Source organism: Mammaliicoccus sp. FSL K6-3158, assembly GCF_038005105.1.
Taxonomy (GTDB): domain Bacteria; phylum Bacillota; class Bacilli; order Staphylococcales; family Staphylococcaceae; genus Mammaliicoccus; species Mammaliicoccus sciuri.
Window position 1 is genome coordinate 502,369 of the sequence record NZ_JBBOSL010000001.1, and the last position, 15,795, is coordinate 518,163.

The 15,795-nt window shown below is 31.8% G+C and carries 13 protein-coding genes and 1 pseudogene; 12 read left to right on the top strand and 2 right to left on the bottom strand.

The window, feature by feature from the left end; all coding sequences use genetic code 11:
* Positions 1-94 precede the first annotated feature (94 nt).
* The 6 genes from MHH94_RS02280 to MHH94_RS02305 all read left to right on the top strand — a co-directional run bounded on the left by MHH94_RS02280 (position 95) and on the right by MHH94_RS02305 (position 6,718).
* Positions 95-979 (top strand): 5'-nucleotidase, lipoprotein e(P4) family, encoded by an 885-nt coding sequence (locus MHH94_RS02280; protein WP_058592221.1) that lies wholly within the window; start codon positions 95-97, stop codon positions 977-979.
* Between the two features lie 571 nt (positions 980-1,550).
* Positions 1,551-3,635: a BglG family transcription antiterminator gene (locus MHH94_RS02285; RefSeq protein ID WP_232156840.1), complete on the top strand. Its 2,085-nt coding sequence runs from the start codon at positions 1,551-1,553 to the stop codon at positions 3,633-3,635.
* Positions 3,632-3,937: a PTS sugar transporter subunit IIB gene (locus MHH94_RS02290; protein ID WP_048540009.1), complete on the top strand. Its 306-nt coding sequence runs from the start codon at positions 3,632-3,634 to the stop codon at positions 3,935-3,937. The genes MHH94_RS02285 and MHH94_RS02290 overlap by 4 nt, the downstream gene beginning before the upstream one ends.
* Before the next feature lie 15 nt (positions 3,938-3,952).
* Positions 3,953-5,242 (top strand): PTS sugar transporter subunit IIC, encoded by a 1,290-nt coding sequence (locus tag MHH94_RS02295; RefSeq protein ID WP_340839536.1) that lies wholly within the window; start codon positions 3,953-3,955, stop codon positions 5,240-5,242.
* 13 nt (positions 5,243-5,255) lie between these two features.
* Positions 5,256-6,113: a class II fructose-bisphosphate aldolase gene (locus tag MHH94_RS02300; RefSeq protein ID WP_048540012.1), complete on the top strand. Its 858-nt coding sequence runs from the start codon at positions 5,256-5,258 to the stop codon at positions 6,111-6,113.
* Positions 6,110-6,718 carry an AAA family ATPase gene (locus tag MHH94_RS02305; RefSeq protein WP_084756660.1) on the top strand — a complete coding sequence of 203 codons (609 nt, stop codon included), beginning with the start codon at positions 6,110-6,112 and terminating at the stop codon, positions 6,716-6,718. The genes MHH94_RS02300 and MHH94_RS02305 overlap by 4 nt, the downstream gene beginning before the upstream one ends.
* Before the next feature lie 151 nt (positions 6,719-6,869).
* Here MHH94_RS02305 and MHH94_RS02310 read toward each other — a convergent pair whose 3' ends face one another.
* Positions 6,870-7,226: a transcriptional regulator, SarA/Rot family gene (locus tag MHH94_RS02310; RefSeq protein ID WP_078355158.1), complete on the bottom strand. Its 357-nt coding sequence runs from the start codon at positions 7,224-7,226 to the stop codon at positions 6,870-6,872.
* A gap of 350 nt (positions 7,227-7,576) precedes the next feature.
* Entirely contained in the window at positions 7,577-8,410 is an 834-nt protein-coding gene (locus MHH94_RS02315) for an aldo/keto reductase (RefSeq protein WP_078355157.1), read from the bottom strand.
* Between the two features lie 194 nt (positions 8,411-8,604).
* Here MHH94_RS02315 and panD point away from each other — a divergent pair, with 194 nt between their 5' ends.
* The 6 genes and pseudogenes from panD to MHH94_RS02345 all read left to right on the top strand — a co-directional run bounded on the left by panD (position 8,605) and on the right by MHH94_RS02345 (position 15,794).
* Positions 8,605-8,988, top strand: a complete 384-nt coding sequence (panD, locus tag MHH94_RS02320) for an aspartate 1-decarboxylase (protein WP_058592217.1) — start codon at positions 8,605-8,607, stop codon at positions 8,986-8,988.
* Between the two features lie 12 nt (positions 8,989-9,000).
* Complete coding sequence (locus MHH94_RS02325) at positions 9,001-9,360, top strand: DUF1304 domain-containing protein (protein WP_048540020.1); 360 nt, start codon at positions 9,001-9,003, stop codon at positions 9,358-9,360.
* A 186-nt stretch (positions 9,361-9,546) separates the two neighbouring features.
* Positions 9,547-11,973 carry an MMPL family transporter gene (locus MHH94_RS02330; protein ID WP_232156832.1) on the top strand — a complete coding sequence of 809 codons (2,427 nt, stop codon included), beginning with the start codon at positions 9,547-9,549 and terminating at the stop codon, positions 11,971-11,973.
* A gap of 430 nt (positions 11,974-12,403) precedes the next feature.
* Positions 12,404-13,426: pseudogene (locus tag MHH94_RS02335) on the top strand (MupG family TIM beta-alpha barrel fold protein); the annotation flags it as partial.
* Positions 13,427-13,453: 27 nt separating this feature from the next.
* A complete protein-coding gene (murQ, locus tag MHH94_RS02340) occupies positions 13,454-14,338 on the top strand; it encodes an N-acetylmuramic acid 6-phosphate etherase (RefSeq protein WP_179135360.1) in 885 nt (294 codons plus the stop codon).
* A 19-nt stretch (positions 14,339-14,357) separates the two neighbouring features.
* The gene (locus tag MHH94_RS02345; protein ID WP_107603445.1) at positions 14,358-15,794 is read left to right on the top strand and encodes a PTS transporter subunit EIIC; all 1,437 of its coding nucleotides are present in this window, start codon (positions 14,358-14,360) and stop codon (positions 15,792-15,794) included.
* Position 15,795 lies beyond the last annotated feature (1 nt).

Sequence of the window (15,795 nt, forward strand, 5' to 3'; positions counted from 1 at the left end):
TTCAAATTAATCTATACTGGAATTTTTTTGAAGGTTGAAATAAATATTAATTAAATGTAAAGTGGATGTGAAAAAATAAAAAGGGGATGAAAGTATGAAAAAATTAATTGCAAGTTCAGCTTTAGTTGTATTATTAGGGGGTGTAACAGGTGTTTCAAATGCTGATCATGTATTAGCTAATCAAACAGCAACTAAAGAAGTTAAGAAAGATAAAGTTACTAAAAAGGATTTAGCAGAACAAAATGTAATGAGTGTTGCATGGTATCAAACGTCAGCTGAAGCAAAAGCATTATATCTACAAGGTTATAATACTGCTCAAGATAAATTAGATGAAAAATTAAAGCACCATAAAGGTAAAAAGAAACCTGCTATCGTATTAGATTTAGATGAAACAGTTCTAGATAATTCACCTTATCAAGCATACGCATCGCTCAAACATAAGACTTTCCCTGAAGGTTGGCATGAATGGATTGCAGCAGGAAAAGCAAAGCCAGTATATGGGGCTAAAGAATTTTTACAATATGCTGATAAAAAAGGGGTAGAAATTTTCTATGTGTCAGATAGAGACCAAAAAGAAGATTTTAAAGGTACTTTGAAAAATATGAAAGACCTTGATATGCCACAATCAGATAAACATCATATACTACTAAAAGGTGAAAATGAAAAAGGTAAAGAAGAAAGAAGAGCCAAAGTACGTAAAAATCACGATTTAGTTATGTTATTTGGGGACAACATACTTGATTTTGATGATCCAAAAGAAAGTACATTAAAATCAAGAACTGAATTTGTTAAGAAACATAAAAAAGACTTTGGAGAAAAATATATTATATTACCAAATCCAATGTACGGTAGTTGGGAAGCAACACTTTATAATGGGAATTATGAGCAAAGCCCAGAAGACATTAATAAATTAAGAAAAAAAGAACTCACATATTATAATCCAGAAACAAATAAATTAGAAAAAGAAAGTAAGAAATAATAACTATAAAAATTGCCTGTTATAACCGAATTGAAGAGGTTATAACAGGCAATTTTTCTCATTTATGTTCACAGAATATGGACCAGATAATGTTGTTGTTTTACATGCAATAGACGATATTATGTTTACAGAAGAATACCAAGTTAAGTATTAGAAAGCAAACCATGAAATGATTGATCATTGCCTAATTTTGTAGGAGTGTAAGTATGAAATATCGCAGACTTTGAAACAAGTAATGGTGTCATTCGCGTGTAAGAAAATCATAAAGGTATCTATATAAGAGAAAGAATACCAAAAGCAGTTGCACATTACTTCAGAAAATGTTGAAATAACATACTAGACTTTGGTTATAAGAAAAATAAGCTTTTAAGAATAGAGTACTAGATACAGAATTCTGACTTTAAATGAATATACACTAAGCGTCTTATTCGTTATTAATCACTAGCGGGTAAGGCGTTTTTATTACACTCTATTAAAACGCTTACATTTTTTCCGTTTTCAATAAGAATATAAAAATACTAACAATTGTCAAAGTATAAATTTACAATATTAATTAAGGGAGATGTTAAAAATGTTAAAAAGTCGGCCGATAAATATTTTGAATGTTTTTCTTAATAGTAAAGAAAGTGTTTCTGCTAAGGAACTCAGTATTATGTTCAACAAAACAGAAAGAACGATTCGAAATGATTTACGAGATATTAATGAATTTCTGAATACTTATGAATTTTTGGAAATTAATAATCAAAGTGGTTCGTTTATTTTAAATTTAACTAACTCGGAAAGGGTTAAGTTAAAAGAGATTGTTTCTGGGAGGATTGAAGAGCAAACTTATAATCCTGTATATCGTAGGGCATATATCTTGAGTCATGCTTTAATGAATCATTCTCACAAGAAGATTTATGAGTTATGTGAAGACTTACAGATTTCTAAAAGTACGATGGACAAAGATATGAAATTACTTCGCCAAGCGTTAGATAAGTATAATTTGAAGATTGTTTCTAATGTTTCAACTGGTTTATCTATTGATGGAAACGAAATCGATATTCGTACTTTTTTATATGATTATCTCGTAAGAAGAATAACTGAAGATAAAGTGGTTATTGACGATTTGTATGATCAATATAACCCTTTAGTTGCTTACATTGGTTTGAACCATATCAATAAAATTAGAGACAACTATTCTAAAGTTATTGCGATAGAACAAAATGATATTAAATTATCCGTGATTATTTTAACAGCTATTTGGATTTGTAGAGTTCAGAACGGTCATATATTAGATACTGAAAAAGATGATAAACAGAAAGAACTCAGCATTATCAATATATTTGTAGACGAAGTAATGGATTGGAATTTTCAAGAAGTGAGTTTAGGTGAGTTTAATTATATTTACAATAGGCTGGATGTACTCATAGGTAATAAGAAGCAAGTGTCAGATGATAAACATGACGCATTGTCTCAGCTTGTCAGTCTTAAGTTGATAGAATATGTCGAACATGAATTGTCGATTGATTTTAATGGTTATCAAAGTTATTTATTTGAAGGTTTGAACAAACATATATCCGGCTTAATTAGTCGGTTACAACAAGGGATTCAAATCTATAATCCACTAAAAGAAAATATTAAAAATAGTCATTACAAGTTCTTTAAAACCATTAAAAAATATTCTATGAACCGCTTGAATCGTTATATTGATTTAGATTTTACAGAAGATGAAATAGCCTTTATTACTGTTTACTTTTCAACGGCATATTTTAAATATGTACAGCAAAATAAACATTTCTTTAATGCTGTTATTGTCTGTAGCTTTGGTATTGCAACGAGTAATTTATTAGCTGAAATTTTAAAGTCGCACTTTAACGTAAATATCATAAGAATATTAGCATCAAATGAAGAAGATTTTATAGAAAATGATGATGTCGATATTGTGTTTACGACAATTGATACTGAATTTAATAAACCGACTTGTTACGTTAATGCCATTGTGAATGAAACAGATATAAAGAAAATAGAAGGATTTTTAGAACAACATGCTTATTTATCTAGAAATAACGAAAAGGTAAAAAGAAATGAAGTTTCCTTATTCAGAGATATATCTATTTGGTTAGAGAATAAAGGAATGAAATTAAATGAAACAGATTATAAAGATATGAAACATTTATTCGAAACAAACAATTTTAATTTCAATGATAAAGAGGTGCAGCCTATGTTAAATGAAGTATTGGAAGATCATCACGTACTATTAAACGAAACTTGTACAGATTGGAAAAATGCAATCAAAAAAGTTTCTAATCCACTTTTAGAAGATGGCATTATCACATCACAATATCAAAATGCGATGATTCAATCAGTTGAAGAATATGGTCCATATATCGTAATAGGTAAGCACATTGCTTTAGCACATGCCAGACCAGAAGAAGGCGCTAATGAACTTGGTGTTAGTATTGCGACACTTAATCCAAATATAGAATTTGGAAATGAAATCAATGATCCAGTAAAAATTATATTTTGCTTATCCGCTACAGATTCATTTTCACATTTAAATATTATGAAAAGTATTGTTTCACTTGTAAGAAATGAAGAAAAAGTCAATCGCTTATTAAGCTTTGATGATAAAAGTCAATTTATCGATTATTTATTAAAGGAGGAAATATCATGAGTAAATTAAATATATTATTCGTTTGTGGAGCAGGTTTAGGAAGTAGCTTTGCGTGTCAAATGGCAGCTGAGGATGTGTTGAACAAGTTAGGTGTTGAAGCAGATTTAGATCATGACACAATCTCATCAGCAGTATCTAGAAATGCTGAAATTATCATTACAGGAGAAAACTTTAAATCACAATTTAATAACTTTTCAATAGATGAAAATACAACTTCTATTGTGTATTTAAAAAATATTGTCTCAACTGAAGAAATTGAAGAAAAGCTTTCACCAGTATTAAAAGAAAAAGGGATCATTTAATAAGGAAGTGATGCTATGCAAATTATAAACTTTATTATACAAAATATTTTGACACAAGCAGCAATAATTGTCGCTTTAATTGCAATGTTAGGTTTGATATTACAAAAGAAAACGCCCGGTCAAATTATATCGGGTTCATTTAAAACATTGCTCGGATTTCAAGTATTAACTGCAGGTTCAGCTATTATTGTAGGAAGTTTAACCTATTTCGGGAAAATATTTTCACAAGGTTTTAATATGGAGGGCATTGTTCCTTCAATTGAAGCAATTAATGGTCAAGCAATGGGTGATTTAGGACTCGGAAGAGAAATTGCTTTTACATTTTTAGCAATTTTTATTTTTAACATTTTGATCGCAAGATTTACACCATGGAAATATATTTTTCTAACTGGTCAAGCATTATTATGGATGGCAACAATGACGACGATTGGTGGATATTTTGCAGGTTTAAGAGGTCTTTCACTCGTTATTATTGGCGGTTTAATTGGTGGTATATTCGCGACAATGATGCCAGCTATTGCACAACCATTTGTAAGAAAAATCGTGGGTGGCGATCATATTGCTTTAGGTCATTTTTGTACGCTTGGCTATGTATTTGAAGCAGGTGTAGGCTACGTATTCGGCAAAAGAGGAAAAAATAGAAAATCAGTAGAAGATTTAAAGCTACCTAAGAACTTTGAATTTTTACAAGACACATATTTATCTTTAATGGTCGTTATGGCACCACTTTTTTTAGTAACTGTATTATTTGCAGGAGAAGACTTCTCATCTAAATTATCAGGTGATACAAACTATATTATGTATGCATTTTTACAATCTATTCAGTTTGTAGTTGGTGTCTATGTACTATTAGCAGGTGTGAGATTACTATTAGGCGAAATTGTTCCAGCATTTAAAGGTATTGCAATGAAATTAGTACCTGATGCAAAGCCCGCCTTAGACTGTCCAGTACTATTTCCTTTCTCACCAAACGCTGTAATTATTGGATTTATTACAACGACTATCGGTACAGTTATTGCAATGTTCTTATTCCCAACTATCGGATTAGCAATGATTATACCTGGTATACTGACAAACTTTTTCGCAGGTGGTACGGCAGGTATATTTGGTAATTTAACAGGTGGTTTAAGAGGTGCCATTATTGGCGGTATCGCACACGGGCTGTTTATTACATTATTACCGGCACTATTAATAACCGTCTTAAGTAATATGGGATTTGTTAATGCAACCGCTACAGATGTTGATACAGTTGCAGCAGCATTATTCTATGCATGGATTATTGGACCATTAATGAAAGCATTCTAAAGGAGCGAATATTATGTATATTAATTTGAAAGAAGCAACAGCAAAAGCAGAACGTCTAAATTGTACAATTGGTGCTTTTAATGCACATAATCTAGAAATGTTACCAAGTATGATTGAAGCAGCAAAAGAAGCAGGCAGTCCAATCATTATTCAAACAAGTGTGGATACTGCTAAATATATTGGATATAAGACTTTAGTAACCGTTACTAAAAGCATCGCAAATTCAGAAATGGTAGATGTTGTACTCCACTTAGATCATGCGAAAGACTTTAATGATATAAAAGAAGCGATTGATGCAGGATATTCATCTGTCATGTTTGATGGTTCATCATTACCATTAAAAGAAAATATCATGAAAACAAAAGCAGTTGTAGGTTATGCACATCAACATGGAACATCTGTTGAAGGTGAGCTCGGTATTATTGGTGGTACAGAAGAAGGTATTACAATAGATGGTTCTGAAGTAAGATACACAGATCCAGAAGATGCAAAGTATTTTGCAGAATCAACAGGGGTAGATGCGTTAGCTGTTGCAATTGGTACGAATCATGGGCAATTTAAATCAAAGACAAATGTCAATATTCCATTGTTAGCTGAGATTAATGCAATCGTAGACACACCGTTAGTCGTACATGGTGGTACAGGTGTTAAAGAAGAAGATGTTCCTGAACTCATTGATAATGGTATAAGAAAGTTTAATGTGGGTACAGAATTACTTGTTACTTGGACAGAAACGGCCAAAAAATATTTTGGAGAAACGAAGGTCAATAAGTCTTTAAGACATAATATAATTCCTTGTAATGAAGCGGTGAAAAATATCGTTGCGCATAAAATAAATCTCTTTATGAATAAAGAACGTGTTAAAGTATGAAAGAAAAACAAAAGTCTATATTAATATTGGCCGGTCCACCAGGTACAGGAAAGACTTACTTAGCAAATCAAATTATGAAAGCAAATGATAATTGGCACATCTTGTCTTATGACGATATTAAAGAAAGTTATTTTGATAAATATGGATTTAATAATTTGTCTGAGAAAGCAACACTTGGTGACAAAGCTTGGAAAACATTCTATATTCAATTAGATGATTTGTTTCAACACTCTAAGAAAGTCATCATTGATTATCCTTTTAGTTATAAACAAGAAGACATGTTAACAAGTATGATAAATCAATATCAATACAAGCCTAAGACATTAATTTTGTACGGAGAGATGCATGAGCTTTATAAGAGGCAGAAAGAAAGAGATCTTGATAACGCCAGGCATGTAGGACATATTGTTACATGTTATAAAGATGGTGATTTTCCGAATACACCAGATGATTTAGATGATTTCGAACAATTTAAATCTAGGTGCGAAGATAGACAGTATGACCATTTCCATATCGGAAATTATAAGAAAATAAATGTTACGCACTTTGAAAATGTTAATGTAAATGAAATATTATCATGGATAAATCATAATATAGAAAATTAAAGTAATTTAAGGAACAAAGTATATAGAAATGTTCGTGACGAGCCTCGTTCTAACAACTACAATTCGTAATAGTGAAAGTTAGCGAGTTCTAAGTTAAAAAGGAAAGGCTGGGTGAAATTTTTATTACCCAGCCTGTTTGGTTGGAAATTTTTTATTTTGATGTTTCTTCAACTTTAGATAAATTTTCATAAGTGATACTTTTGCATTTGTTTAATGTTTTATTAATAGCCTCGTAATTGATATTTTTTAAAATGATAGAACGCTCATCTTGAGGGTCTCTTACTTTATTGAAGTATTTCAGTTCTTCCAGTGATTTTAATGCTCCTGTTAATTCTGAAGAAGAAGGTTCAAACATGAGTCTGCGCAATTTACGTACGTAGACTTCCTCTTCATTGATCTCGTTAAGATAGAATAGTGTGATTAAATCCATACGTTTTAAATGCATTTCATCAAAAATTCTATTAAAGATATCTTTTTTAAGTAGTTCATAATGAATAATGTTTTCCATATTATCCTCCAAGTATTTGATTTTTAAATTTAATTGTTATTTAAGTATTTCGTATCTCTAAAAAAGTAAAATTGTAATGTCTAAAACTTGTTGAAATTTTATAAGTGGAAATAGTTACTCCTAAATAATACCAAAAAATTAACTACTTACGCAATATAATAAGTAAAAAATCATATGTATTTTATTAAAATAAAAAGTATTAAAAATAATTGTATAATACAATTGAAATAATATATATATTTTGCGAAATGTAAAAAATGAGTTATGAAAAATAAAAAATCTCGAACAATTGTTCGAGATTTTAAAAAATAGATTAATAAAGTATATATTTAAGTTTATAGTTATTTTACTTAACCATTAAATTCCGAAGGATTTGGTCCAATGCGTTTATCTTCATTAAGTGCGTCCAACATTTGTATTTGATCATCATTTAAATTAAAATCAAATACTTCAAAGTTCTCTTCTATACGTGATGGTGTAACAGACTTAGGAATTGTGATGACACCATGTTCTATATTCCAACGTATAATGACTTGTGCAGGTGTTTTGTTAATTTCTTTGGCAACATGATTAACGACTTTATCTTTTAATATTTCTGCGTTCATTAGAGGAGACCAAGATTCCATTTTTATGCCATTTCTATATAAATAATTTCTAAGTTCTAATTGAGTTAAGTATGGATGGAATTCTACTTGGTTTAAGACGGGTTTATATGTCGCTTTGTTTGATAATTTTTCTAAATGATCTATATTGAAATTACTTACACCGATATTATTAACTAATTTTTGTTGGTATAATTCTTCTAGACCTGACCATGTGTCTATCATAAGATTTTCATCTGTACCTGGCCAGTGCATTAAATATAAATCTAAATAATCTAGACCTAATAACTTTAATGACTTTTCATATGCTCGTTTAACATTTTCCTTACCGTAATCTTCTAACCATAATTTAGAAGTTATAAATAAATCTTCTCTTGAGATATTTGCTGCTTTAATTCCCTCTGCAATACCTTCTCCAACTTTACTTTCATTTCCATATATAAATGCTGCATCAATACTTCTATAACCTGAGATGATAGCGTGTTTAACTGCATCTTTTGCTGTGTCATCATTTTCCACTCTAAAAACACCTAGTCCTACACTAGGCATATTGTTACCATTATGAAATGTTGTATCATTCATGTTCAAAACTCCTTTTTATTATTATAGGGGTTAGTATAAATGTAAATATATCAGAATGTAAGTACGCACTATTTAGTTCCATAGTTACAAAAAAGTAATATTCAAACTTAATAGTTGACGGATTGAAATATCATTGTATGATAATAACGAGTATCAAAATTTATAAATTAAAAATATATATGGAGATGAATTTCATGATAAGAACAATGATGAACGGGAAGATTCATCGTGCTAGAGTAACGGAAGCTAATTTAAATTACGTAGGTAGTATAACAATAGATGCAGACATATTAGATGCGGTAGATATTTTGCCTAATGAGAAAGTAGCAATTGTCAATAATAACAATGGGGCAAGACTTGAAACATATGTTATTGAAGGTGAAAGAGGAACTGGTAAAATTTGTCTTAATGGTGCTGCAGCTAGACTTGTACAAGTAGATGATGTCATAATTATTATGAACTATGTTCAAGTAACTGATGAAGAAGCAAGGTCACATGCGCCGAAAGTAGCAGTTATGAATGAGAAAAATGAAATTATTGAAATGATTCATGAAAAAGAAAGTCAAATTATTATATAGAGGTGACCAAATATGAGTATTCTAGCAACAATTTTTGTCGTTATTGTAGCAGTTGAACATTTGTACATTATGTATTTAGAAACAATCGCTACGACTTCTAAAAAAACGGCAGAAACATTTAATATAAAGCAACAAGTGTTAAAAGATAAAAATATTCAAACACTACTTAAAAACCAAGGTATTTATAATGGTTTACTCGCATTATCTTTATTTTATGGTGCCTTTTTATCAAGTAATCCTAAAGAGTTTGTAGCGGTTCTGTTAATATTCATTATATTAGCTGCCATATATGGCAGCCTTACAAGTTCAAAGTCTATTATTTTAAAACAAGGTGGACCAGCAATTCTTGCATTAATTCTACTATTAATATAGATCTAAGAAATCCCAAATGTGAACGTTTTGTTAACAGCTTTTCTACAATTTTTGAAAAGTGTAGACAAAGTATACACATTTGGGATTTTATCTCTTTTTATGGAACATTACAGGTGCTAGTATAAACGTTATGCTGTATACACTGTATGCATAAACTATATAGTAGATTTAAGGGAGGAAATATTTTTGGCGAACTTTTTATACAAATTGGGTTCTTCTATTGCTAAACATAAGTGGTTAACAATATTTATATGGGTCATCTTATTAGCTGGAATCGTGACGCCATTAACGATTAATAAACCCACATTTGACAACGATATTACAATGAGTGGTATTAAATCAATCGACACGAATGAAAAGATTGAGAAAGAATTTAATCAAGATAGTGAAAAAGCAAATATAAGAGTTGTCTTTAAAAGTGAAGATAAAAAAGGCATAACGGATCAAAAAGTTATGCAAGATATTCAAAAAGCTTTAAAAGATGTAAAAGATAAAGATGATGATATTAAAGAAGTGACAGATCCTTATAAAAATAAACAAATTAATAAAGATCAAACAACTGCTTTTGCAGATATCAATTATAAAGTATCTCAAACTTCTATTAAATCCGATTCAGTTGACAAAGTTAAAGATGCTGTTAAAACTTTAGAAGATGATGATATTCAAACTGAATTAACAGGTAATGCTTTAACTGCGAATACTGAAATTGGTGGCGCTTCTGAAGCTATTGGTATTGTAATTGCTTTCGTTGTGTTACTTGTGACTTTCGGATCATTTATTGCTGCAGGCATGCCAATACTAAGTGCGGTTATCGGACTTGGTTCTAGTATTGGTACAATCGCTTTACTTACGTATTCATTTGATATTCCAAACGTTACGCTATCATTAGCAGTTATGATTGGACTAGCGTTAGGTATTGATTATGCTTTATTCATTTTATTTAGATATAGACAAATTATTAAGACTGAGAAAAATCATATTAAAGCAATTGGATTAGCATTAGGTACAGCCGGAAGTGCTGTTATCTTTGCAGGGGTTACGGTTGTCATAGCTGTCTGTGGTTTAGCATTAGTTGGTATTGATTTCTTAGCTACAATGGGATTTGCATCAGCACTAAGTGTTATCTTTGCTGTACTCAGTGCGATTACATTACTACCAGCATTAATTAGTGTCTTCCATAAACAAATTCATCCGAAAAAACGTAAAATACATTCAAATGAAAGTTTGGATACACCATGGTCAAAATTTGTAGTAGGTAAACCGTGGATTGCTTTAATCATTGGATTTGTCATTTTAATTGCAGCAGCACTACCGGTGACACATATGCGTTTAGGTATACCAGATAATGGTATGAAACCAAATGATTCTACAGAGAAGAAAGCATATGATATTATTTCTGACGATTTTGGAGAAGGCTTTAATGGTCCAATCGTCATGCTTGTAGATACTTCTGATAAAAAAGATAATCCAAAAGCATTACAAAATGATTTACAAGATTTGATGAAAGATGTAGACGATATTAAAAATGTTGAAACTGTCACACCACCTCAATTGAACAAAGATCAAGACTATGCACTTGTGACAGTTCTACCTAAAAAAGGTCCAAATGCAGAATCAACATATGATTTAGTTCATGATTTAAGAGATTATAATAAAGATGCTAAAGACAAATATGATTTAGATACAGAAATATCAGGTCAAAGTGTTATTAATATAGATATGTCTGAAAAACTTAACGATGCGATACCGTTATTTGCAGGTGTTATTATATTATTAGCCTTCATATTATTAATGGTTGTATTTAGATCAATTATTATTCCTTTAAAGGCAGTACTGGGATTTGTATTATCATTAGCAGCGACTTTAGGATTCACAACACTTATCATGCAAGATGGCTTTATGAGTAGCCTGTTTGGGGTAGATACAACAGGTCCGCTATTAGCATTCTTACCAGTTATCACAATAGGTTTGTTATTTGGTTTAGCCATGGATTACGAAGTATTCCTTATGTCACGTGTACATGAAGAATATGTACGTACAATGAATAATACGAAGTCCATTAAAGTTGGTCTTAAAGAAAGTGGACCGGTTATTGTCGCAGCAGCACTCATTATGTTCAGTGTATTCATCAGCTTTGTATTCCAAGATGATGTTATGATTAAATCGATGGGTATAGCATTAGCATTCGGTGTATTATTCGATGCATTTATCGTAAGAATGACAATTATTCCAGCATTGACGAAACTATTTGGTAGAGTATCATGGTATATACCAAATTGGCTAAATTCAATTTTACCTAAAATCGATATAGAAGGACATGCATTAAGTGAAAATAATCAAGTTGCTGAAGAAGCAGATACAGACAATACAAATGCGACAACAATAGAAGTAAGTCCAAAAACAAAAGCAATATACGATAAGATAGATGAAACAAATAAAGATGAAGTATTATATGAAGCATTGCGTCAACATCGTAACAAGCAAGAAAATAATACTCAAGATGATATTAAAACAAACAAAGACAACCAAGAGATCGTAGAAATATTGAATCGACAAACTAAAAATATCGAACAAGTAAACCAATTAGTAGAACGTTTGATAAATAAGAAATAATAGAATAATGAAGAACGCCGGAACTGCAGAAGTTCCGGCGTTTTTTTGGGGTGGGGAGTAATCTTAGAGATTGAATGTATTAAATTTAAATAGAGTCTTGGCTTAAAGTGTGAATAAAGCCAAGAGATCGCTCAAGTCATGGCTTAAAGTGTGAATAAAGCCAAGAGATCGACCAAGTCATGGCTTAAAGTGTGAATAAAGCCAAGAAATCGCTCAAGTCATGGCTTAATTACTGAATAAAGCCAAGAGATAGCTGAAGTCATGGCTTAAGTAGTGAGTAAAGCCAAGAGATAGCCCATTACTTTCAAATTTACCTACAATCCCCACATTCTGTAACGATATTTCGCAAATATTCATACAAACTTTTAACTATTGAAATATTGTTTCAAAAATGAGATAATGTAAACGATTCCAATAGGGGTGAGTTGCTATGTTAGGGTTTTCGGTATATTTAGGTGAGGCGTTTGATGAATTATATATTGAAACGATGTTAAATCATGGTTTCAAATATGTGTTTACTTCTCTTCAAATTCCTGAAGAGAATTCGGAATTGTATTTTGATAGGTTAAAAGCATTAAAGTTACTTATAGGTGATAAAGCTGAGATTATAGCTGATGCGAGTCCTCATGCTTTTCAAAACCTTGGCCTTTCTTATAAGCAACCTGATGTATTAAAAGGTTTAGGTATTGATTATATAAGGTTAGATATTTCTCTAGCGATTCCAGATATTATTTCATTATTAAGTGAAGTTAAAATTGTCTGTAATGCTAGTACGGATGCTATTAGTTTGTTGGATGAACTTAAAGATCAAGATATTGATATGTCTCGTATTATGGTTGCGCATAATTATTACCCACGTCCTGAAACTGGACTGGATAAAGGTTACTTTATAAAGCAAAACACAAAATTAAAGACTTCATTCCCGGATATTTCAATTATGGCTTTTGTAACAGGTACGGTATATAGAGGTCCGGTATATGAAGGTTTACCTACATTAGAAGATCATAGATATTGCCACCCATTAATTGCTGCTCATGAATTAGCGGCATTAGGAGTAGATGATATATGTATAGGGGATACAGGTATCGATACAACAACGATTAATCAATTCAACAACTTCTTTCATAAAGGAATCGTGTCACTTCATGTGCAATCTGAAACAAAGCATTTAGAAAGTTATATTGGGAGAATTTTTCATAATAGAAAAGACAAAGCAAGAGATGTGATTAGAGCGGAAGAAGGACGGCAAATGTTTCAATCTGAAATATTACCTGAAAACACGGTTGCAAGAACAAGGGGTGCGATCACTTTAGATAATAACAAGTATGGTCGCTATATGAATGAATTACAAATCGTCAATAAAGATTTAAAGCGTCATGAAGCTGTTAATGTTATTGGACATGTATACCAACAAGATATACCATGCATAGATTTAATTGATGCAGGTACAGCTTTTCAGTTTGTGAAGGGGGAAGAAAAAATGGATATCAGTCGTTTAACGACAGAATCAAGAAATGAGCACTCGTCTAAGTTAGACACATTAACACCTGAGCAATTTGTTGATGTTATGAACAACGAAGATCAAAAAGTAGCTCAGTTTATTAAAGAAGAAAATCATGCAATTGCTCAATTAATTACACAAGTTATTAACGGATTAAACAATGGTGGAAGATTAATTTATATGGGCGCAGGTACAAGTGGTCGATTAGGTGTATTAGACGCAGCTGAATGTGTACCAACATTTGGTGTAACACCTGATGTTGTCGTAGGACTTATTGCGGGTGGTCCAAGTGCGATGACTGTAGCTGTTGAGGGTGCAGAAGATGATGAAAGTCTAGGAGAACAAGATTTAAGAAATTTAAATATTAATGAACATGATACGGTTATCGGGATAGCTGCCAGTGGTAGAACACCATATGTAATAGGTGGTTTAAGATACGCACAAAGTATAAATGTACCTACTGGCTGTGTGACATGCAACAAAGCATCTGAAGTTGGTAAACATGCAGATTATCCGGTCCAAGTAGATGTAGGTCCTGAAGTATTGACAGGTTCAACTAGATTGAAGGCTGGTACTGCTCAAAAATTAATTCTTAATATGATATCAACAGGGTCTATGGTTGGTATAGGAAAAGTATATGAGAATTTAATGATTGATGTAAAACCAACTAATAAAAAATTAAAGCAAAGAGCTATAAACATGATTCAAGAAGTATTGCAAACAACGGATGAAGATAGTGAGAGATTATTCAATCAAAGTGATGAACAAGTGAAAGTTGCAATTGTAATGGGGATGCATGGAATTTCTAAAGAGGAAGCATTAGTAAGACTTAAACAAGCTAAGGGGTTTGTGAGAAACACGTAAATTAAGGGGTGTGTAGGCTATGTCAAAAGAAAGAGAGATTGCACAAAATATTCTTAAAGAAGTCGGCGGAAGAGATAATTTAGACAAAGTGATACATTGTATGACGCGTGTCAGAATGAATATCGTGGATTACAGTAAGGTCGATGTCGAAGGTTTAAAGAATATAAAGGGCGTAATGGGTGTAGTAGAAGATGATATGCTTCAAGTTGTAATTGGACCAGGTACTGTTAATAAAGTAGCTAATGAAATGAGTTCAATTATAGGGGTTCCTTTAGGTGAAGATATAAAGCATAAAGCATCTAATAAAGAACAAGTTGAAAAAGAAGCGGATTTATTTAAGCAAAGTATTAATAAGAAGAATCAAACACCATTTAAAAAAGTATTAAGATCTATTGCTAATATATTTGTACCGTTAATTCCAGCTTTTGTTGGTGCAGGTTTAATTGGTGGTATTTCTGCAGTACTGTCTAATATGTTAACAGCAGGTACAATAGATGGTGCGACTTGGGAACAATTCGTATTAGTATTTAATATCATTAAAGATGGTATTTTTGCATATCTCGTGATTTATGTTGGGATTAATGCCGCAAAGGAATTTGGTGCGACACCAGGATTGGGTGGTGTTATTGGTGGTACAACCATGCTGACGGGTATGGATCCAGAAAGTCCACTTAAAAATATTTTTAATGGAGAACCATTAGCTGCCGGTCAAGGTGGTGTCATTGGAGTTATCATTGCAGTTTGGATTTTATCTTTAATTGAAAAAAGGTTACACAAAGTCGTTCCGAGTGCGGTAGATATCATTGTCACGCCAACGATTACACTATTTATTATGGGACTAGGAACAATTTTCTTAATCATGCCAATTGCCGGATTTATTTCAAATGGCTTATTAGGCGTAATAGATTGGGTTCTAAATATAGGTGGTGCATTTAGTGGATTTGTACTAGGTGCAACGTTCTTACCACTTGTCATGTTTGGCTTACACCAAGTATTAACACCGATTCATATCGAAATGATTAATCAATCTGGTGCAACTTACCTCTTACCAATTCTAGCTATGGCTGGTGCAGGTCAAGTAGGTGCAGCATTTGCATTATGGTTTAAATGTAGAAAAAATAAAAAGATTATCAACTTACTTAAAGGTGCATTACCAGTTGGTATTTTAGGCATTGGAGAACCGTTGATTTACGGTGTAACACTTCCTTTAGGTAGACCGTTTATTACAGCATGTATAGGTGGCGGTGTTGGTGGTGCAGTTATCGGTGGCATTGGTCATATTGGTGCATCAGCAATTGGACCGAGTGGCGTTTCACTTATTCCACTTATTTCTGATAATATGTATTTAGGATATATCGCAGGATTGCTTGCAGCATATCTTGGAGGATTCATTGCCACATATTTATTTGGAACAAATAAAGAAATGACGGCACCACAAGAATTAGAAGAGGATTAAA

Coding starts and splice junctions, on each gene's coding strand:
- MHH94_RS02280 (WP_058592221.1), top strand. CDS start 95: ATGAAAAAATTAATTGCAAGTTCAGCTTTAGTTGTATTATTAGGGGGT.
- MHH94_RS02285 (WP_232156840.1), top strand. CDS start 1,551: ATGTTAAAAAGTCGGCCGATAAATATTTTGAATGTTTTTCTTAATAGT.
- MHH94_RS02290 (WP_048540009.1), top strand. CDS start 3,632: ATGAGTAAATTAAATATATTATTCGTTTGTGGAGCAGGTTTAGGAAGT.
- MHH94_RS02295 (WP_340839536.1), top strand. CDS start 3,953: ATGCAAATTATAAACTTTATTATACAAAATATTTTGACACAAGCAGCA.
- MHH94_RS02300 (WP_048540012.1), top strand. CDS start 5,256: ATGTATATTAATTTGAAAGAAGCAACAGCAAAAGCAGAACGTCTAAAT.
- MHH94_RS02305 (WP_084756660.1), top strand. CDS start 6,110: ATGAAAGAAAAACAAAAGTCTATATTAATATTGGCCGGTCCACCAGGT.
- MHH94_RS02310 (WP_078355158.1), bottom strand. CDS start 7,226: ATGGAAAACATTATTCATTATGAACTACTTAAAAAAGATATCTTTAAT.
- MHH94_RS02315 (WP_078355157.1), bottom strand. CDS start 8,410: ATGAATGATACAACATTTCATAATGGTAACAATATGCCTAGTGTAGGA.
- panD (WP_058592217.1), top strand. CDS start 8,605: ATGATAAGAACAATGATGAACGGGAAGATTCATCGTGCTAGAGTAACG.
- MHH94_RS02325 (WP_048540020.1), top strand. CDS start 9,001: ATGAGTATTCTAGCAACAATTTTTGTCGTTATTGTAGCAGTTGAACAT.
- murQ (WP_179135360.1), top strand. CDS start 13,454: ATGGATATCAGTCGTTTAACGACAGAATCAAGAAATGAGCACTCGTCT.
- MHH94_RS02345 (WP_107603445.1), top strand. CDS start 14,358: ATGTCAAAAGAAAGAGAGATTGCACAAAATATTCTTAAAGAAGTCGGC.